Origin of the sequence: Ferroplasma acidiphilum (assembly GCF_002078355.1) — an archaeon.
Taxonomy (GTDB): Archaea; Thermoplasmatota; Thermoplasmata; order Thermoplasmatales; family Thermoplasmataceae; genus Ferroplasma; species Ferroplasma acidiphilum.
On record NZ_CP015363.1, the window covers coordinates 538196 to 557821 of the forward strand.

19 protein-coding genes and 1 pseudogene are annotated in these 19626 nt (G+C 37.2%); 9 read left to right on the forward strand and 11 right to left on the reverse strand.

Annotated features, from left to right (window positions below; translation table 11 throughout):
• Positions 1-175 precede the first annotated feature (175 nt).
• A complete protein-coding gene (locus fad_RS02875; RefSeq protein WP_081141711.1) occupies positions 176-3586 on the forward strand; it encodes a cobaltochelatase subunit CobN in 3411 nt (1136 codons plus the stop codon).
• Positions 3583-5421: a VWA domain-containing protein gene (locus tag fad_RS02880; RefSeq protein WP_081141712.1), complete on the forward strand. Its 1839-nt coding sequence runs from the start codon at positions 3583-3585 to the stop codon at positions 5419-5421. Before fad_RS02875 ends, fad_RS02880 begins: the two co-directional genes overlap by 4 nt.
• On the opposite strand, the gene fad_RS09445 is transcribed toward fad_RS02880, so the two are convergent.
• The 3 genes from fad_RS09445 to fad_RS02890 form a co-directional block, all read right to left on the reverse strand.
• A complete protein-coding gene (locus tag fad_RS09445) occupies positions 5418-5750 on the reverse strand; it encodes an MFS transporter (protein WP_335589200.1) in 333 nt (110 codons plus the stop codon). The genes fad_RS02880 and fad_RS09445 overlap by 4 nt on opposite strands.
• Before the next feature lie 9 nt (positions 5751-5759).
• Complete coding sequence (locus fad_RS02885) at positions 5760-6689, reverse strand: MFS transporter (RefSeq protein ID WP_236940600.1); 930 nt, start codon at positions 6687-6689, stop codon at positions 5760-5762.
• Between the two features lie 178 nt (positions 6690-6867).
• A complete protein-coding gene (locus fad_RS02890; RefSeq protein ID WP_148285749.1) occupies positions 6868-7062 on the reverse strand; it encodes a hypothetical protein in 195 nt (64 codons plus the stop codon).
• Positions 7063-7181: 119 nt separating this feature from the next.
• On the opposite strand from fad_RS02890, the pseudogene rpl7ae reads away from it, so the two are divergent.
• The 5 genes and pseudogenes from rpl7ae to infB form a co-directional block, all read left to right on the forward strand.
• A pseudogene (rpl7ae, locus tag fad_RS09560) lies at positions 7182-7541 on the forward strand (50S ribosomal protein L7Ae); the annotation flags it as partial.
• A 228-nt stretch (positions 7542-7769) separates the two neighbouring features.
• Positions 7770-7979 (forward strand): 30S ribosomal protein S28e, encoded by a 210-nt coding sequence (locus fad_RS02900; RefSeq protein WP_009887647.1) that lies wholly within the window; start codon positions 7770-7772, stop codon positions 7977-7979.
• A 5-nt stretch (positions 7980-7984) separates the two neighbouring features.
• The gene (locus fad_RS02905; RefSeq protein ID WP_019841727.1) at positions 7985-8182 is read left to right on the forward strand and encodes a 50S ribosomal protein L24e; all 198 of its coding nucleotides are present in this window, start codon (positions 7985-7987) and stop codon (positions 8180-8182) included.
• A 4-nt stretch (positions 8183-8186) separates the two neighbouring features.
• On the forward strand, positions 8187-8606 hold the full coding sequence (gene ndk / locus fad_RS02910) for a nucleoside-diphosphate kinase (RefSeq protein ID WP_009887649.1): 420 nt from the start codon (positions 8187-8189) through the stop codon (positions 8604-8606).
• Positions 8607-8608: 2 nt separating this feature from the next.
• Positions 8609-10351 (forward strand): translation initiation factor IF-2, encoded by a 1743-nt coding sequence (gene infB / locus fad_RS02915; protein ID WP_081141714.1) that lies wholly within the window; start codon positions 8609-8611, stop codon positions 10349-10351.
• A gap of 34 nt (positions 10352-10385) precedes the next feature.
• Here infB and fad_RS02920 read toward each other — a convergent pair whose 3' ends face one another.
• The 6 genes from fad_RS02920 to thiD form a co-directional block, all read right to left on the reverse strand.
• Positions 10386-11183, reverse strand: a complete 798-nt coding sequence (locus fad_RS02920) for a hypothetical protein (RefSeq protein WP_155951096.1) — start codon at positions 11181-11183, stop codon at positions 10386-10388.
• Positions 11184-11310: 127 nt separating this feature from the next.
• Positions 11311-11703, reverse strand: a complete 393-nt coding sequence (gene speD / locus fad_RS02925) for an adenosylmethionine decarboxylase (RefSeq protein ID WP_009887652.1) — start codon at positions 11701-11703, stop codon at positions 11311-11313.
• Positions 11704-12012: 309 nt separating this feature from the next.
• Positions 12013-12783 carry a MarR family transcriptional regulator gene (locus tag fad_RS02930; RefSeq protein ID WP_009887653.1) on the reverse strand — a complete coding sequence of 257 codons (771 nt, stop codon included), beginning with the start codon at positions 12781-12783 and terminating at the stop codon, positions 12013-12015.
• Positions 12784-12830: 47 nt separating this feature from the next.
• Entirely contained in the window at positions 12831-13451 is a 621-nt protein-coding gene (thiE, locus tag fad_RS02935) for a thiamine phosphate synthase (protein WP_236940601.1), read from the reverse strand.
• Positions 13448-14479 (reverse strand): AIR synthase family protein, encoded by a 1032-nt coding sequence (locus tag fad_RS02940; protein WP_009887655.1) that lies wholly within the window; start codon positions 14477-14479, stop codon positions 13448-13450. Before fad_RS02940 ends, thiE begins: the two co-directional genes overlap by 4 nt.
• Positions 14476-15264 carry a bifunctional hydroxymethylpyrimidine kinase/phosphomethylpyrimidine kinase gene (gene thiD / locus fad_RS02945; protein WP_048074070.1) on the reverse strand — a complete coding sequence of 263 codons (789 nt, stop codon included), beginning with the start codon at positions 15262-15264 and terminating at the stop codon, positions 14476-14478. Before thiD ends, fad_RS02940 begins: the two co-directional genes overlap by 4 nt.
• Before the next feature lie 113 nt (positions 15265-15377).
• Here thiD and fad_RS02950 point away from each other — a divergent pair, with 113 nt between their 5' ends.
• Together fad_RS02950 and fad_RS02955 are read left to right on the forward strand one after the other, a co-directional pair.
• Positions 15378-16595 carry a glycosyltransferase gene (locus tag fad_RS02950; RefSeq protein ID WP_009887657.1) on the forward strand — a complete coding sequence of 406 codons (1218 nt, stop codon included), beginning with the start codon at positions 15378-15380 and terminating at the stop codon, positions 16593-16595.
• Between the two features lie 23 nt (positions 16596-16618).
• Entirely contained in the window at positions 16619-17224 is a 606-nt protein-coding gene (locus fad_RS02955; RefSeq protein WP_009887658.1) for a CDP-alcohol phosphatidyltransferase family protein, read from the forward strand.
• Here fad_RS02955 and glmM read toward each other — a convergent pair.
• Positions 17219-18559 (reverse strand): phosphoglucosamine mutase, encoded by a 1341-nt coding sequence (gene glmM / locus fad_RS02960; protein WP_081141718.1) that lies wholly within the window; start codon positions 18557-18559, stop codon positions 17219-17221. The genes fad_RS02955 and glmM overlap by 6 nt on opposite strands.
• 19 nt (positions 18560-18578) lie before the next feature.
• Entirely contained in the window at positions 18579-19523 is a 945-nt protein-coding gene (locus fad_RS02965; protein ID WP_236940602.1) for a glycosyltransferase, read from the reverse strand.
• Between the last annotated feature and the right edge of the window lie 103 nt (positions 19524-19626).

The following is a 19626-nucleotide window of genomic DNA, read 5'->3' on the forward strand; positions in this document are numbered from 1 at the left end:
TTTGAAAAATTAATTATATGTAACGGATTACGGCATATTGAAAACTAATTATCGTGGTTATATGCATTGTGTTTTGAATATTGTACGGATGTAATAGGATTATTATACACACACTGTTTTTTTCTGTGATCAGGAATATCAAGAACAGTTAAATAATAAAATTGACTTTACTTTTATGAAGTTTGCCGTACTTATAGGATGGAACGGTTCCGTTATCCAGTCATTTTTACACGCAGGTGAGGAAACAGGCAATGAAATAAAAATAAAATATCCAAGGCTTGATCCTGTAGATAAGGAATTTATAGACTTTGTTAGAGATGCCGATGCTGTATTCATCCATCATTTTTCCGGTGAAAATATTTACAGCAATATTCTTGAAGACATAGAAAGCGTCATTAAGGGGAAGAAGAATGTAATAGCCATTGACCCGATACTGAGCAATTATTCAACGGTGAGCAAATTTGTCGAAGAAAAAGTATCAAATTACTATTTCTACGGTGGCTATGAAAATATTAAGAATATGGTATTATTCATTGAAAACACCATAACCCCCCGGCATTATGAAGAGCCGGTTGAGATGCCATTTTCCGGAATCTATGAATATGGAAATACTGAGTTTCCTAAGAAGGTAGGAATATTATTTTACCGGACAGCATGGGTAGACAGGGACACAAAAATAATACAGTACATTATAGATAATTTAAATAATAATAAAATTTCTGCAATACCGGTGTTCACAAACGGCTTTGGTGACCGGTCAAGGGGAATAATGAGTGCTGAAGAATGCATAAATACATATTTCTACAGCGATGGGAAGCCAGTTGTTGATGCAGTTATAAATCTATTATCGTTCTCCCTAATCAAGAAGGAGGATAAAAGTACACTGATGAATCTGGGTGTTCCTGTATTTCAGGGTTTAATATATTATTATAAAGAGGAAAAGGAATGGCTTGATTCTTCCGGGCTGGACGTTGTATCAACTATTATGAGCGCAATGCTTCCTGAAATGGATGGGACTATTGAGCCTGTACTTATCGGCGTTATTAAGAAAATTTATGACAGGGGCACCATATACAGGGAACTCGTCCCCGTCAAGGAACAGGCACAATACATGATTAACAGGATCCGGAAATGGGTCAACCTGCGCTATATGAAAAATTCTGAGAAAAAGATAGCTATTATACTGCATTCAGGTTCATCTTTCAAGGATCTGGAAGCCAATATCGGTACAGCAACAGGGCTTGACACACTTAATTCAGTATCCAGCATAATGTCATTACTGCGTGAGAATGGATATAATATGGATTACCTGCCGGAGAACGGCGAATCTCTTATTAAAACAATAATGGAGAAAAAGGCAATACCTGAAGGAAAGTGGACGCCTGTTGAAGAAATAATAAATAAGGGCGGATCCGTCTATGGAATGCCAGTAAAAGAGTATATGAAATTTTTCCGCGAATTGCCAGAGGATTCGCAGGATATGATAATCAAGCGCTGGGGGGAACTTAACACTGAAAGGGACTACATGCTCCTTAACGGTACCATGCATATTCCCGGGATCATATCAGGGAATATTTTTATAGGCATACAGCCAAAGAGAATTACATTTGCTGACAATGATAATAGCATCAGGTCAATACATGACTCCCTGACGCCGGTTACCCATTACTGGCTTGCATTTTATAAATGGATCCAGGAAATTTTCAGGGCAGATGCAATAATACATGTTGGAACACATGGAACACTGGAATTCACGCCGGGGAAAGGCCTCGGGCTATCACCATCAGATTTTCCGGAGATTTCTATCGGTGAGATTCCAAATCTATACCTTTATTCCACAAATGTTCCCGGAGAAGGGATAATAGCTAAAAGGAGAAGCTATGCAGTCCTTCTTGATTATATTACTCCGCCAACAGCCTACGATGATGTTCCCGATGATATAAAGGAGCTAGAAGACCTCATAGATGATTATGAGGAAACAGAAAAGGCAGAGAATACATCAAGGGAAACCATGATCCTTGAGAAAATCCAGAAGATTTCAGATAAAATTGGCTTATCCATAGATTTTAAGGATGCACATAAAGCTACGCATGAAATTGAACACCGCCTCAATCTCTTCAAGGATTCCATAATCAGCAAGGGATTATATATCTACGGAAAAGATATTGACAAAGATGATTTAAAGGATTACGTTACAACTGCCACACGTTTTGACGAGTCATTATCCAAAAAATATGGCAAGGAAGAAGCTGAAAATCAAATAATGGCCTATTTAAATGAGGGTACACCAATTCCCGAACTCGAAACCGGAATAATAGAAAAACTAAAGTTTTCGCCTGAAAACGAAAAGAACAATCTCCTGATGGCATTGAATGGCAAATTTATAGAACCCGGAGTTTCCGGGTCGCTCACCAGGGGAAGGTATGATGTATTGCCGTCAGGCAGGAATTTTTATGCCGTTGATCCGTTCAAGATACCCAGCCATTCAGCATGGCAGGTTGGTGTAATACTGGCAAACAAACTCATTGAAAATGAATACAAAAAAAATAATAAATTTCCGGAAACCATTGGATTTGTTCTCTGGTCTACCGATGCATACAGGTCAGATGGGGAATTGATATCCCAGATACTCTATACAATTGGTGTAGAACCTGTGTGGCAGGAAGGGACAAAGAAGGTAAAGGATGTTAAGCCAATACCCCTGGATGTCCTTAAAAGGCCCAGAATCGACGTTGTGGTAGAATCCAGTGGCATTGTAAGGGACAATCTTTTCAATATAATAGAATTAATAGATCTGGCAATAAAAAAGGTATCTGAACTGGATGAAGATGATGATGTAAATTTCATTGTCAAGCACCATAAGAAATACGGGCACCTTGATAGAATATTTTCTTCGAAGCCCGGTTCCTACGGTTCCGGAGTTAACAATGCAATAGAATCATCAAAATGGGAAAATGAGAATGACCTTGCGGATGTATTTACGGAATGGATGGGATATTCATATGGCAAAAACAACTTTGGAAGAGAATCAAAGGATGAGCTGCTTTCAATCTCTAAGGATATAGAAACTATAATACATAAAAGGGAAATCGATGAGATAGACATAAACGACGATTCGTGCAATTATTCCTATGCAGGCGGCTTCTATCTTATGGCGAAGAAAAGCGGCTCAAAGCCATCGCTTATGTTTGAAGACACATTTAATCCCAATAAGCCACAGGTACGGACAATGAAAGAGGAAATAGAACGTACTGCTATTGGGAAATTGTTGAATGAAAAATGGATTGAAGCACAGAAAAATTTCGGCTATAGGGGCGCTACAGAAATGCTGAAAAAGATCGAGCATCTATACGGCTGGGGCGCTACTACCGGAATGGTGAACGACAATATTTTCAATAATATAGCTAATAAATTTGTACTTGACAGGGAAATGAAGGAGTGGTTCAAAAAAGAAAATCCATGGGCCCTTTCAGAAATTACCTCAAGAATGATAGAGGCATATAAGCGGGATATATGGCATGCCAGCGATAGCATGAAGGAACAGCTTGAGGAAGAGTACATGGAAATAGAGGGTGAAAACGAATGAGGACATATCCATTTCCTTTTTCTGCCATAGTCGATAACGAAGACATAAAACTCGGGCTTATTGTAAATGCAATAGATAGCAATATTGGCGGTTTACTCATAACAGGCCCAAAGGGTATAGCCAAATCAACAATGGTGCGTGCACTGTCATCCATACTTCCGGAAGTTAAGGCGGTCAAGGGATGCAGGTTCCACTGCGACCCTGATGGCGATCTGTGTGACGAATGCCTGGAAGCCAAGAAAAAAGGAGAACTTAAAACTGAAAATATGAAGATAAGGATAATAAATCTGCCCAATAGCACCACCCTTGACCGTGTTGTCGGGTCACTTGACATATCCCATGCTATAAAAGGCGAATCTGTTCTCCGTGAAGGTTTGATAGGCGAAGCAAACAGGGGAATATTGTATATAGATGAGGTAAACCTCCTTGATGATTCTATCGTGGATTCAATACTTGATTCAGCTGCTTCCGGGATAAATATTGTTGAAAGGGAGGGGGTATCTTACACACACCCTGCCAGATTCATCCTTGTAGGCACAATGAATCCTGAAGAGGGAGAACTCAGGCCACAATTGCTTGACCGTTTTGGCATCTCTGTTGAAGGAAAAATGCCAGAATCTCCGGAAACACTTCTTGATATAGCTGATCGGGTTGAAGAATTTGACAGTGATAGGGAAAGCTTTATAGAAAAGTTCAGGGCTCCGGATCGTGAAATTCAGTTAAAGATAGTTAACGCAAGAAAACTGTTGCCTTATGTGAAGATAAAAAGGGAATACAGGGTTTTTATAGCAGATTTAGTGATCAAAAATTCCCTGAGCAACAGGGCCATGATAAGCACTGTAAAAACTGCAAAGGCAATAGCTGCATATTATGGAAGAACAGAAGTCAATGAAGATGATCTGAAGAAGGCACTGCAATTTGCCCTTAACCACAGGATGAAGGAAAAAGGGAAGAGCAGGCCAGATTATAATTTTAATGACCCGGGCAATAATGGAGATAACACAGATGATAACCAGGAACAGGATTCTGCCAGCAATCAGTCCACTCCCACGGATCAAAAGAATCATGAAGCAGGGAGAAATGGAGAGGAGAAGCAGCAGAAGCAGAAGGAAAACAGGGAAAGCACAGTCCATAATCTTGAAGTAAATCCCGGCAAAAAAATAGAAACAAAAAAATCAGGGCGTAGCGGAAGAGCAAAGCAATTCAGGCATAGAGGCAGGAAATCAGGAACCTACATGGATATAAGGCATTCACTTCTGAATACATGGAGTTCGGGCTTCAGAATGATAAATGAGAAAACCATTGTTATGAAAGATTCCTACTCAAAAGGCTCAATTCCATTTATAATAGCCATAGACTCGAGCAGGTCAATGAATTTCAGTTCAAGAATTGAAATCGCCAGAGAATTTTCAGATATGCTGCTCAAAAAATTGTATATTATGAGAAGCAGAGTTGCACTTATAAAATTTGCAGGCGAGCGATCGGAAGTATTAATGAATTTTTCAAGGAATTTTACGGCGTTGAAAAACATTATCGATAATATTTCCAGTGGCGGAAAGACCCCACTGTACGATGCCCTTGAGAATATATATAAATTATCTTCGTATGAAAAATTAAAAACGGTATCACTTCTGGTAACGGACGGAAGGGGAAATGTGTTTCCAGGAAATGCAAGGGAAAACCTGATGGAAATATCTAAGAAAATTAAGCCATTGTCAAGTATGTACATAATCGATAAAAATGACAATAAATTTCTTCCAACATATAACGGTATAATATCATCATACGCAGGGGCAAAAATAATAAATAATATAGAAAATATAAAAATAAATTAATATTCTATGTACCCGGACGCGGAATCCTCCAGAGACATTTTCTCCGATTCTTTGGATTTGTAGATAACTCCAAGGGCAATAAGAATAAAAATCAGGGTAAATACAGGATAAAGTACATAAGACACACTGCCAAGGAGGTCAGATGCGTATGGAGCAGGCCCTCCTATGAATGAATTGCCATACTGGTAGCTGGCTGAGTTCCCTGAATACCTTACATTCGTGGGAAAAATTTCTGAAATCATTGCACCTAAAGGTGAATAGCTGAGACCATGCGCAATTGCAAACAGGGAAAGGAAAACTACAAAATACCCGAAGCCAACCAGGTAGATGGAAGGGAATCAAACAATCAGTGCAAGTATATTGGCACCGGCTATAATTGCCCTTCTTCCACGTTTATCCGACAACTGCCCGCCTACAAATACAAAAATTACGTCAATGATCCCAAATAATGCAGTACCTATCAGCCCATCAAAAACCGATATCTTATTCAGTGATTCGAAGAGAACAGGAAGAAGTGATATTGCAAAGTAGAAAAAGTTGCCTGAGGAACCTGCAAGTAGTGTACCTGCAATTATCTTCTTCCAGTGTCTGGTAAACAACTCTTTCTCCGGCGATTTTAGAATCCTGTTCTTCTTTTTTTCCGCTTCGAATACCGGCGTCTCTTTGACCTTCAGTCTTATAAATACTCCGATAACAACTATAACAAAACTGGCCACAAATGGAATTCTCCACCCGATTGAATACATAAAAGAATGTGGTGTGTATGCAACAAGTGGCAGGAATATTGCTGTTCCCAGGAGTAAACCTATACCAACTGTTGACTGGACAAAGGAAGAGTAGAATCCTCTTCTCTTCTTGAATGTTTCAAGTGTAAGAAGCATAGCTCCACCCCATTCGCCGCCCAATCCAAATCCTAATACCAATCTTAGAATAACAAGCAATACTATGGCAAATACACCTATGCTCGCCTCAGAAGGAATCAATCCGGTAAGCCCGGTGGATATTCCTGATATCAACAGTGTTAACAAAAGTATCTTTTTTCTTCCAAGCCTGTCTCCGAAATGTCCGAATACATATGCACCCACTGGCCTTGTAACAAATCCAAGTGCAAATGTGAGGAGTGTTAGCAGAACTCCTTCGGCCACAGTCACATGGGGGTAAAATGTATGTGCTATGTATATGGCTCCGGATGAAAAAATAAAAATACCGTACCATTCTATTATTGTGCCAATCATCGATGCTGCGATAACATCAGTTTTCTCACTCATAAAGGTGGAATATCGTTAAGTATATAGAATTTAGCATCAAAATACCATAAAATTTATATTACTACACATATATTTCCGTCATTTCGTTGATCCCGTGATAGAGATACCGGTTGAAATATATCCAGTGGTTAGACATTAAATAAATTGGAATATAATGCTTCCTATTTATTAGTACCACTTACATTTTTATTCCCTGGATATGACCTATTTTAAATTTCCATATAATTTCTATGGTCACTTTATTTATTTCACCAATGGCAACTGTCAATCCTGATTTCAAACTATCTTTGTAACCCTGTGTTGAAGAATTGTGCAGCTGGAGTTTTAACATGAATAAATGGCAATTCCATAGACCCGCGTTAGTGTAGTTCATAAAAGCAATTATTTGTTTTAATATGCATATTTTTTGAAATTCCTTAATGTTCATGTTTTCTAATGCTAAATATTTATATTGCAGTTTATAATACCTTGCAGAAGTGAAGGAGGATTATCATGGAAAACAGTTATGTAAAGTTTGAAGCTCCCGAATCGTTAGTCAAAGATGCATTGGATTTTGTAGAAAATTCCTACAGATCTGGCAAGATTAAGAAAGGGACAAATGAAGTAGTTAAGTCTATTGAGAGAGGAGAAGCAAAGGTAGTTGTAATAGCAGAGGATGTTTCACCCCCTGAAGTTGTTTTTTACATACCGGTCCTTTGTGAGGAAAGGAAAGTCCCGTATACATATGTAAAAAATAAGAGTGACCTTGGACTGAAAGTTGGTATTGCATCTGCAGCATCAATAGCAGTGGTTGATTTCGGCAAAAATGAGGATGCATATAAGGAACTTATATCATCAATAGAAAATGCAAAAGCTGGAAAGGAAGAAAAGAAGAAACCTGCAGCCAAGTCAGAGAAACCAAAAGAGGAAGCAGTTGAAGCTGAGGCTGCAGAAGCACCTGAAGCAGAAAAAGAAGCCAAGAAGGAAGCAAAAAAGGAGCCAAAGAAAGCAAAAACTTCTGAATCAAAGGAAACAAAGAAAGCCCCTAAAAAGACTACAAAGAAGAAAGAAGATTCAGAAGAAGATAAAGAGTGATGCATTATGGCAGACGATGCAACTCCAGCTGAAGTAGTCGAATTGATGGGAAGAACCGGGATGACCGGGGAAGCCACAACAGTAAAAGTAAGGGTACTGGATGGAAAGGACCAGGGCAGGATAATTGCCCGGAACGTTCTCGGTCCCGTTAAAGTAGGAGATATACTGATGCTCAGGGAAACCGCAAGGGAAGCAAGAAGATTATCAATAAGGTGAATGAAATGGAAAATAGAAAATGTATCTTTTGCGGCCATGATATTGAACCCGCATCTGGAATTATTTATATCAGGAAAGATGGAAATATAATGAATTTCTGCTCTAAAAAATGCAGGGTTAATATGATCGACCTCAAGAGAGCTGCTAGAAATGTTAAATGGACAAACGAGTACCACCGTATCAAGGAAATGAGAAAGGCGTAATAATATGGAACGAACTTTAGTACTCATAAAGCCAGATGGTGTAAAAAGGCATCTCATTGGGAATATTATAGAAAGATTCGAAAATAAAGGCTTGAAAATAGTTTCTTTGAAACTGATGAAAGTATCTGATGATAAAGCCCGGCAACATTATAGCGTTCATAGTATGAAACCATTTTTTGAAGGTCTTGTATCTTATTTAACATCAGGTCCTATAGTAGCTTTAATACTTGAAGGTGATAATGCGATAATTTCGTGCAGAAATCTCGCCGGTGCAACTGATGGTTCTGCCGCAGCCGCAGGTACCATAAGGGGCGACTTTTCATTGAACATCGAGGAAAATATAGTTCATGCCTCCGATTCTCCAGAATCTTTTAACCACGAATATAAAATATTCTTTAATGAGAACGAGATAATGGATTATTAGGTATGGAAACCACAAAAAAAAATTTAAGGGAACCAATTGTATGTGTGCTTGGCCACGTAGACCATGGAAAAACTACTCTCCTTGATGATATCAGGGGGACTACAGTAGCTAAAAAAGAAGCCGGTGGCATAACACAGAAGATTGGTGCAACCGAAATTGATAAAAACACACTTGAAACAAACATTAAAAATTATTTTAAAAATATACAGGTAACTATTCCTGGATTATTATTTATTGATACTCCCGGGCACGTAGCTTTTGCAAATATGAGGTCTATGGGCGGGGCACTTGCAGACATAGCTATACTGGTTATCGACGTAAATGAAGGCTTAAAGCCACAGACAATAGAATCCATAGATGTTTTAAAAAAATATAAAACACCCTTTATAATTGCAGCAAATAAAATTGACATGATACCTTATTTTGTTTCATCAAAAGATACATCATTCAAGGAAACCTTAAGTAAACAGAGGAAGGAATACGTTGATTTTCTTGATGAAAAGATTTACAAAATTATCAATGACCTTTATGTCAAAGGCATATCATCGGATAGATATGACAGGATTACTGATTTCACAAAATCATTCGCTATAGTTCCAATTAGCGCAAAGCTGAATATAGGCGTACCTGATATTCTGATGGTTCTGACAGGGCTCGCACAGAGATTTCTGGAGGAGCACATACAATTTGAGAGCAAATCAACCCGCGGTTCTGTTATAGAAATTAAAAAGGAAGGATCACTTGGAACGACATTAGATACAATACTGTACCAGGGTGTGCTCCACAAGGGCGATAAAATTGCCTTAAATACAATAGCAGGGCCAGCAGTCACCAAGGTAAAGGCTATTATTGCCACCGGTAAAAAAGGCATGGTAGAAAAAGAGAGTATAAAATCTGCAGCAGGAATAAGAATACTTATAACGGACAAACTTGATGTGCTTTCCGGTACATCTATCATTGCTATTAAGGGCAGTAAAACAGACGCTGCTTTCAATGAATTGATTAATGAATCAAAACCAGATATAAAACTCTCTGAAAACGGAATCACGATAAAGGCAGAGGCAATCGGTTCACTTGAAGCTATAGCCTATGAAATGGAACAGAACAAAATCAACGTCAGGGAAGCGCAGATAGGGGATATAACTAAAAGAGACATAATCAACGTGTCTACATTAAACAACCCGCTGGACCGTGTAATAGTTGGATTCAACGTGAATACTTCCGGGGATGCAAAAGAAGCCATGGAAACAAATAACGCCAAAGTTATTTCCGGAAATGTTATTTATTCTATGATAGATGACCTTACAAAATGGCTCGAATTCAAGAAGAATGAAATAGAAGAAGAAAAGAAAAATAATAAGCCAGTACCATCAAAGCTTGTAATCATGCCCGATTATATATTCAGGGCCGCAAAACCTGTAATTGTTGGCATTAAAGTTCTATCCGGGCGTGTTAAGGTTGGTGATAAACTCATAAATGGCAAGAATAAATATGCAGGTACTATTAAGAGCCTCAGGGATGGAGATGTCAACCATCAATTTGCTGACAAAGGTTCTGAACTATCATGTGCAATTGATGGAGTCACTTTAAACAGGCAAATTTTTCCAGACGAAGACCTATATGTTGACGTGCCAGAAAATGTAGTAAAGGAAATGAAAGACCAGGATATGGATCCTGATGTCAAAACTACAATGGAAGAATTAATAAAAATTAAGAGAAAAGATGAGCAGTTCTGGGGATTTTAAATTTGTATTTTGATTAAAACTTTTTAAAGGCACATCATGAGAATATAAATGTATAAATTATAAGTACAACAGAAAATATCATCATCAATATCAGAGAGAAAAATGAATCCTGAAATGTCAATGTTCCTATGAAAGCGATTATTGAAAATAGTATCGTTTCTTTATATAATGTACTTCCAGTGATCAATCCTATTGAAACATTCTTTCTCTTGTCCTTCAGTGAAATAGACAGCATTATTATTTCAGGAAGTGAACCAAAAAATCCGAGCAGGAAAAAGGATGATAGGAATGCAGTAATTTTCAAAACTTCAGATATAATAAGAGCAGCATCTATCATATTATAGGATGCCAGAACGATAACTATAATCGCAAGGATTCCAAAATATGAAGGGTATGATTCTTCGGCCACAATAACATTTTTGCTTCCAGGCGATTTTGATTTTTTTATAACATAGAATAAGAATACCGCCAGAGTTATAAATCCTATATAATATGGAACTTTGATAAAATAAAATGATAATATGAGGAGTATTATTGCTGTTGCAGTGACAACGTAGGCGTCCAACCTGAATTTTGAAATACCTGATTTATAGTACAGTGGTATGAGGATAAAGAATGCAAGCAGGGTAATTGCATTTGAACCCTGTATGGTGCCAAAACTAACTGCCCCCTGGTTCTCAACTGCTGCCATCACGGACATTGCAATTTCATCCACGATTGCAGCAAATCCTACTATGAATAATCCCACGTATTTTTCAGAGAACGAAAAAGATTTTCCCACACTGTAAGACACATCAAGAAATATATCACCAGCCATATATATAGATGCCACAGAAATCGCTATGTCGGGAATGATCAGAAAATTAAATGTTGTGGTTATATGGTACAATCCTATTAACAAATCTATAAACCATAATACAAAGGAAAAAGAAATTAAAATTATTTTTTTCTGCAATTTATCACAGCATCATCTGGGGATTTTCAATTTTTACATTTTCCTCGATTTTGCTGCCTCTCTCAAGTTTTTTATACTCTATGGATGTTGGATGCAGAACATTCAAAAGATAATTAAATGCCCTATCTGCATTGCTATGCTCTCCACAGGTATATATATCAAGGGTTACAAGTCCATGTTCCGGCCATGTATGGAATGAAAGATGTGATTCAGCCAGCAAGGCTATGCCACTTGCCCCCATGGGCCGGAACTGGTAATACTGGGAAGATATTTCCGTCAGGTTACCTTCCTTAATTGCACTTTCTATAATTGGTGAAATACCATCAGCGCTAGATATTAACTCTGAATCTACACCGTATAAATCCGCTATGATATGTACCCCTACTGCCACTTTCATCGTCCTCCATAATTTTTTGCACCTCTACAATTCACCTTTATAATAAAGTATTATTTAAATATTTATAAAAATCGGAAAAAATGTTTTTATTTACTTATAAAAATAATACTGAATATACCGTGTTTAAATAACAAATAATACTAATATTATATAATTAATAATATATTATTTAATTCAGCTAATTTCTATGCGGATTTAAAAAACGATATGGGGAAATTTTAACCTTTATGGAAACACAAATTGTATATATTATTCATTCCAGGCTATTGTTGATTTCATTTTGTTATTTATTAAAAGTATGCATTAATTTTATATATGCCTTAAATCAAGTTCTATGCCCGGATTTTTTGACTGCAACTCCCTTATTTCATTTAATGAAAAATGGAAAAATCGTTCTGATACCACTATAGCCGTGGTAAATCCCCTTCTAGCAGCCTCAAATGCAGAGTTAATTGTGGCATACTCAAATTGTGGCCTGATATTTAAGAGATCAGTGATATTTTTTGCCATTTCGCCTATGATGCCGAGAAAATCAAAATCCATGCTTTCCAATGTGTTTTTAACAAGTTGTGAAATGGAAACCATATTATCTACTTTCTCAACATTGTTTACTGCAAGTACCACAATCCTTGATTTTTTAATATTTATTATTTCCCTCACTGCAGTCACACCTGTGCATTTCCCCTTTACTGCCCGTGTTACTGTAACTCCATGGGCTCCTCTGCCTGTATATGCCCCTGCATGCAGGTATCCTGCATTCATATAAAGTGACACATTCTGGTTCGCTTCAAAATTTTCATCGGATATAACTTCCCATACAAGGGAAGAATCTATGCTTATAAGGCTAGAATGAACAAAGTTTTCCATATAGTTTAAACCGTTGTAAAGAAAATCAAAACCCTCTTTTGTTATTCTATTTTCGTCATCAATAAATCCCTTGTTCTTTAGAATTTTCATATGGTAGACAACGCCCTGTATTGTAATATCAAGTTCTCTGGAAATTTCAGATGGGCGTGTTTTTCCATTCTTTATATTAAGTAAAATCATCAATTGTGATATTAATGCCTGTTCTATTTTCATAAATATGGATATAACTAAATATTATATGTTTTCCCATATGGACGACATTAATTTTTTCCGTATTCAATTAATTTGCTTTTAAAATATGATACCTGGTCTTCTATATCATTATGTGAATATATGGCAGAGACAACAGCAATTCCAGAAATCCCATATTTCAATACAAGGTCTATATTTTCCCTTGATATTCCACCTATAACGAATACAGGTATATTGATTGGCCCAATCCCTTTTAGCACATCGATATCACAGATAGTTGCATCATCCTTTGTTTTTGTCGGGAAAAATGATCCGAAAGCAACGTAGTCTGCTCCAAGTTTTTGATATAGCAAAGCATCCTTTATGCTGCCATAAGTTGAAACACCTATTATATGATCGGGATACTTTGATTTTACATAGTCAAATGGCACATCGTCCTTTCCTATATGTATTCCATCAGCTCCAAGCATATCCATTAAAACCGGATCATCGTCAACAATAAATGGCACACTATAATCATGGCAAATAGAGGCTAATTTTTTTCCAATAGCAAGTTTGTCCCTGAAAGTGGATGTTTTATCCCTGTACTGCAATATGTCCACACCACTTTTTATTGCCCTTTCAGTAGCATTTATAATCCAATCCCCAGAATAATCCGGAGTAACAAGATAAAGCCCTTTTAATTTCATTTTAATCCATCTTTTATTCCTTTGGTGATAGCCCCCCATAGCTGGTCGTCCTCCGGTCTAATATCCTCCTGCTTCCCATCCTTGAGGATTTTTATTCCCTTGGAATTATCAAGTATTTCCCCTATTAGGCTGGCTTCTATTCCGGAACTCTGCAAAATAGTTAGAAATTCCATGGCATATTGTTCCTTTACCGTTATCAGCAAAGTACCCTCGCTTATGGACCTTAAAGGGTCTATATTGAATAAATTGCAAAGTTTTTCTATATCACTGTCAATAATTATTTTATTGTAATCAACAGACAACCCATTTCCAGAGGCAATTCCAATTTCATAAATAGCATTTAATAAGCCACCTTCTGTTGCATCATGCATTGAAGTGATCCTTTCAGAAATTCCATATTCAATTGCAAGAGTTTCTTCACCCACGCAGGTCATTGTATAAAATTTGCCAATTATGCTTTTATAATTTTCTTCACCTATATTATTCCTGACATACTCAGGAAATGTATTTGACAGTATAAGTGCAGTTTCCAGGGCACAGCTTTTTGTCATGATTATCCTGTCACCCACACCGGCATTTTCGGTTGTAATGAATTTTTCGCCAGTACCCATCAATGTGATTCCGCCAACCATAGGGAATTCAACTCCATTGTACCGTGCTGTATGCCCTGTTACAACTTCTATATTATATTTAATGCATTCTTCATTTATTACATCCCATATTTCCTTGAATTCATTATCAGTAATGCTGGATGGAAGATTCAGGTCAATACTCATATAAGAGGCAGGTATTCCAGAGGTATATAGATCTGACAATAGTATGTGGAACGCAAACCACGCGGCCTTCTTAAAGCCAAATGATTTATCTATGTATAATGGGTCAGTGGTAACTGCCATATACTTATCCCCTATTTTCACAATTCCCACATCCACACCATTTTTTGGTGGAACTACCACTTCATCACGGAGAGTGCCAATCTTATTTATTATATTTTCCTCAAAAAATTTCCTGGATATTTTTCCTATCATTTTATCGCCCAGAAATGTGAAAGTGCCCCATAACCTTTACCCATAGGAAATGAGTTTTCTATGGCCCCGTCTATATACTTTTTAGCCAGCTCTATGGACTCTGGCAATTTTTTTCCGGATGCAAGATAGGACGCAATAGAAGCAGAAAGTGTATCGCCTGTCCCGTGAGTATTGTTAGTATTAATACGCCTGGATGGGAATTCATAATATTCGGAACCATCGTAAAGAATATCGGTTGAATAACGACTCCCGGCATGCCCGCCTTTTATCAGTACCGATGAACCTGTGTTTTCATAAATTTTTTTTGACGCAATTTTTGTGTCTTCTGAATTTCTAATCTTCATTGATGAGATTTTTTCGGCTTCCGGTATGTTTGGTGTAATTAATTCTGCAATTTTCATCAATTTAGTAATCATAGTCTCAACTGCATCTTCACGCAAAAGCCGGACATTGGTTTTCGAAATCATTACAGGGTCTATAACAATATTTTTTATTCCATATTGTTTAAATTTCTCGGTCACATCTGAGATTACAGGAGCGGAGTAAAGCATTCCTGTCTTCGCAGCATCTGTGCCAATATCCTCCATTATCGCATCAAATTGTTCGTTGATAAATTTTAAAGGGAGTTCATAAATAGATTTTACCGAAACACTGTTCTGTGCTGTTAAGGTAACTATTACTGAAGTTCCAAATACTTTCATAGCCGTAAACGTTTTCAAATCTGCCATTATGCCTGCACCACCCCCTGAATCAGTGGATGCAACGCTCATCACTCTGGCTACCATATTTTAATTATATATTAACAATATTTAAGCTATCCGCATTCTTGCGGGAAATGCATACAAAAACAACTATGATAAAAAAGGTTTTAAATATATCCTAGGGATACTATACCGAAATGGATATTTTGCAGGGAATAGGGCTCGCTTTAATAGCAATAGGATTGGTTTACGTTATTTATCAGTTTCCTATAATTTACTTTGGATATAAGGATTTTACCAAATACGATATTGATTTTTCAAAGTTAAATGAAGCACAATTTTCCGGCTTAAAAATGTATAAGCCAATGGTCAGCATTATAGTTCCTGCAAAAAATGAAGAAACCGTGATCAAGCGGACAATAGAATCCATATTAAATCAAACATACACAAATTTTGAACTCTTTGTGGTTGTTGACAATTCAAGTGACAATACGTATAAAATTGCAAAGGAGTATGAAAGCAGGGATAAGAGAGTAAATGTATTCAACAGGCCAGATGGCAAAAGCAAAGCTTCCGCACTTAATTTTTGTTTTGAAAAGACAAAGGGTGAGGTAATTGCCACATATGATGCCGATACCATGCTTCTGCCCAATACACTTGAAAATGCAGTATATGGAATGAATTATTTCAATGTAGATGTACTGCAGGGATATAATTCATACATAAACAGAGAAGAAAATATATTTACGAGGCTTGCAGTTATAGATGAAATACTTGTTAAGGCCACGCTTATAGGAAGGACACACTTCAACCTTTTCGTTCCTGTGGCTGGATCAAATCAGTACTTTAAAAGGAAGGTCATAGAAAGTATAGGTGGATGGGACGATAATTTTCTTACAGAGGACCTTGAAAGTTCAATAAGAATTTCAAATGCAAGGTATAAATCGGCATATCTTGGCAGTGCAAAGGCACTTCAGGAAACTCCTGCATCATATTCAGAGTATTTCAGGCAAAGGACACGCTGGCTACGTGGATACCATCAGGTATTTTTCCATTCAAAGAAAAGATTCAGCAAATTTACGGATTTTGATGCCCTAATGATTGTCCTCGCCCCTACATTTTCCGGAATACTCTTCTTCGGGTGGCTTTACATATCCCTTCTGAATTTTTACAACCCATTCGTACATTCAATGAGAACCTATTTCATATCATTAATTCTGATATCTTTGATAATATACGTTGTAGCCCTGGTACTTGTATTGATAAAAAAGCGGCAGAATTTTATTTATATTCCATTAATTTATATATACTTGACCCTGAACTCGCTTATAGCAATATACACCCTATTCCTGGAGATAACAGGCGCAAAGCGTGTATGGCACAAGGTAAAGAAAACAGGCAAGACAACACTTTAATAATTACTTTTTAATACCTGCCTATGGTATTAGATTCCTACAGGAAAAAGGCAGACAGGTTTTTAGATCCTATAACGAAAAAATTTTCCGGAATAAATCCAAACACCATTTCCATATTATCTCTGGTTTTTGCAGCGCTGGCCGGAATTTTTTATTATTTAAGCCATTATTTTCTTCTTCTTGCTTTCATTTTTATTATATTTTCTGCTTTGTTTGATGCACTTGATGGCAAAATAGCCCGGCTTAAAAACATTTCATCAAAAAAGGGAGATATGCTGGATCATGTATTTGACAGGTATTCAGATATGTTTATCATCCTGGGCATGACGTTTTCAATCTATGGAAATGTATATTTTGGCTTATTTGCTATTCTGGGAATACTGCTTACCAGCTATATGGGCACACAGTCCCAGGCACTTGGCCTTAAAAGAAATTATTCGGGAATAGCAGGCAGGGCAGACAGGCTGATTTTAATAATAATATTCTCACTGATCCAGTTTTTTGTATCATCCCATTTCTCCATCTATTCTATAGATATCTACGCAACAGGAATACTATTAATATGGTTTGGATTAGCAGGGAATATAACTGCAATCACAAGATTTTTTGATATGTATAAAAATTTATAAATTTGCAAGGAAATCCATATAAGTTTTATTATACTCTTCCGCAAGGCTTTTGGATGGGGATTCAGAAAATATTCTGATAATCTTTTCAGTCCCTGAAGGCCGTATTAATGTCCATCCATCTTCATCAAAAATTTTTACGCCATCGGTAAAATCCATCTTTTTCCCGGAAAAATTTTCCATTAGCAATTTTTTTATTTCTCCCCAGCTTTTTTTACGTGCTACAGATGATTTAGCCATGGTATAGTCAGGTATTTCTTCAAGCAGACTTGATACTGTTTTGTTTTCATGGGTAAGGAGATTTAGCATCAGTGCCATAGTCATTGCCCCATCCCTGCAGAACTGATGCTTTCCATATATGATACCGCCATTTTCCTCGCCGCCTATAGATGCATTATTATCTATCATTGCACGTGCCACAATCGGAGCCCCAACTCTAGTTGATATCAATTTTGCACCCTTTTCCCTGCATATGTTTTCAAGTGCATCAGAACTGCTTACAGGAGTTACGACTATATCGCCCTTTTGAATGGTATGTTTCACTATCAATGCCAGGCTTTTATCACCATCAATATAATTGCCCTTTTCGTCGATGAAAACGCACCGGTCTGCATCACCATCATGTGCAATCCCCAGATCAAATTTGCCGGTTTTCATTACAGATATAAGATCCACCAGATTCTCAGGTTTTGGTTCTGAATTCCTCGATGAGAATTTGCCATCAGGATTTGCGTTCAATGAAACCACATGGCAATTCAATTTTGCCAGTATTGTGGGGCTGGTATAGTATGATGCCCCGTTCCCTGTATCAATTACTACATTCAGGCGCCTTTCCTTTATGGCCTTTTCATCTACCATGCTGACTATGCTGTCCATATAAAGACCTATTGCAGTACTATCATAATTATACGTCCCGATTTTCTCCCAGGATGCCTGTTTGAATAATTTGCCGTTGTATATATCCTCTATTTTTATTTCGCTTTCTTCGTCAATTTCAGTACCATCCTTATCTATTGCCTTTATTCCATTATACTGTGGCGGATTATGCGATGCGGTAATCATAACGCCTGGAATACCCTTTGATTTGCAGTAGTACTGGAGTCCGGGGGTTGGCAACTCGCCCACATATATCACATCAGAACCTGTGGACATAATAGAGGAGGCAACAGCAAGCATGAACATGTCTCCGCTGATTCTTGTATCCTTTGCTATTGCAATTTTACCTCCATTGAAAAATGTTCCTATTGCCTTTCCTATCCCCATTGCTAGATCTGTTGTAAGGTCTTCATTTGGAACTCCTCTGATTCCATTCGTGCCGAATAACTCTGGCTGCTTCATTATGTATTATAACAATTCATTATAATAAGTTTTTATCTTCAATATCGTACGTATTCCCGCGCCAGGTTATCTTTTTCATCCGTTTTGCAACAATTAAATTTGTCATATAAATAAAAGGGAGTATGATAGAACCAAGTATATTGACAGGTTTTATGTGTTTTAGCCTTCTGACCATATTGTAGATATACATCACTGCAGGAATGAGGAAGAGAAAATACAGTGGATTATAAAATACTCCCATTAAAATTGCGGAAAAGAATAGGAATAAGTAGGCTCCATAAAATAATAAACCATAATAATACACTTTAGGAGATGCAGAAATTGAAAGGGCGGTCTGTCTGTTTGCCCACTCAGCGAACACCTTAAATGTATCCGGCGAGTTTATATCTGGCTGTGCAGAATCTACGTAATATATTTTTTTGCCCTTTTGCTTGCATATCTTTGTTAGAGCTGTGTCATCCGAGACATGTTCACTGAAAAATTCTAAAGAATCGCTTATGAGTTCATGCTTGAATGCCAGTGAACCACCCCAGCCGAATCTTGTAAGTTTTGACTCCATAAGCCCCATTCCTACAAAGCCCCATATTTCCTTAATCTGAGCCCAGAACCCATTTTTAGGGTAAAAGTAGGGGAATGTGGTGGAAAGCCCTGCATCTTCCTGATTTAGTGGCATTACCATATTCAAAATCCAGTTTTTTTTGACCTCTATATCTGAATCAGCAAGAAGGTACACCTCATAATTATTATATAGCTGGATAGCGGTACTTATTGCTCTTACCTTTCCACTGCATTTATCGCATTTATATGAACTTGTTATATATTCTATATCAAGTTTCTTAATTACTTTCAGGGCTTCTTCTTCCTCAGAATCAACCACGCATAAAAATTTAAAATTTTCATATTCCTGGTTTTTAACAGATATCAAATTTTTCTCAAGTGAATAGTCAATGCCTCTCACAGGCATTATGACCAGGGTTTCCGGACGGTAGTTATTGACTATATGTTCACTGTGATATTTATGAGACTCAATATAAATAAATCCAGATGATATCAGCAGCAATAATACG

What these genes read in the sequence shown, in the direction of transcription:
- fad_RS02875 (WP_081141711.1), top strand. Translation starts at nt 176, where the DNA reads ATGAAGTTTGCCGTACTTATAGGATGGAACGGTTCCGTTATCCAGTCA.
- fad_RS02880 (WP_081141712.1), top strand. Translation starts at nt 3,583, where the DNA reads ATGAGGACATATCCATTTCCTTTTTCTGCCATAGTCGATAACGAAGAC.
- fad_RS02885 (WP_236940600.1), bottom strand. Translation starts at nt 6,689, where the DNA reads ATGAGTGAGAAAACTGATGTTATCGCAGCATCGATGATTGGCACAATA.
- fad_RS02890 (WP_148285749.1), bottom strand. Translation starts at nt 7,062, where the DNA reads ATGAACTACACTAACGCGGGTCTATGGAATTGCCATTTATTCATGTTA.
- fad_RS02900 (WP_009887647.1), top strand. Translation starts at nt 7,770, where the DNA reads ATGGCAGACGATGCAACTCCAGCTGAAGTAGTCGAATTGATGGGAAGA.
- fad_RS02905 (WP_019841727.1), top strand. Translation starts at nt 7,985, where the DNA reads ATGGAAAATAGAAAATGTATCTTTTGCGGCCATGATATTGAACCCGCA.
- ndk (WP_009887649.1), top strand. Translation starts at nt 8,187, where the DNA reads ATGGAACGAACTTTAGTACTCATAAAGCCAGATGGTGTAAAAAGGCAT.
- infB (WP_081141714.1), top strand. Translation starts at nt 8,609, where the DNA reads ATGGAAACCACAAAAAAAAATTTAAGGGAACCAATTGTATGTGTGCTT.
- speD (WP_009887652.1), bottom strand. Translation starts at nt 11,703, where the DNA reads ATGAAAGTGGCAGTAGGGGTACATATCATAGCGGATTTATACGGTGTA.
- fad_RS02930 (WP_009887653.1), bottom strand. Translation starts at nt 12,783, where the DNA reads ATGAAAATAGAACAGGCATTAATATCACAATTGATGATTTTACTTAAT.
- thiE (WP_236940601.1), bottom strand. Translation starts at nt 13,451, where the DNA reads ATGAAATTAAAAGGGCTTTATCTTGTTACTCCGGATTATTCTGGGGAT.
- fad_RS02940 (WP_009887655.1), bottom strand. Translation starts at nt 14,479, where the DNA reads ATGATAGGAAAAATATCCAGGAAATTTTTTGAGGAAAATATAATAAAT.
- thiD (WP_048074070.1), bottom strand. Translation starts at nt 15,264, where the DNA reads ATGGTAGCCAGAGTGATGAGCGTTGCATCCACTGATTCAGGGGGTGGT.
- fad_RS02950 (WP_009887657.1), top strand. Translation starts at nt 15,378, where the DNA reads ATGGATATTTTGCAGGGAATAGGGCTCGCTTTAATAGCAATAGGATTG.
- fad_RS02955 (WP_009887658.1), top strand. Translation starts at nt 16,619, where the DNA reads ATGGTATTAGATTCCTACAGGAAAAAGGCAGACAGGTTTTTAGATCCT.
- glmM (WP_081141718.1), bottom strand. Translation starts at nt 18,559, where the DNA reads ATGAAGCAGCCAGAGTTATTCGGCACGAATGGAATCAGAGGAGTTCCA.
- fad_RS02965 (WP_236940602.1), bottom strand. Translation starts at nt 19,523, where the DNA reads ATGCCTGTGAGAGGCATTGACTATTCACTTGAGAAAAATTTGATATCT.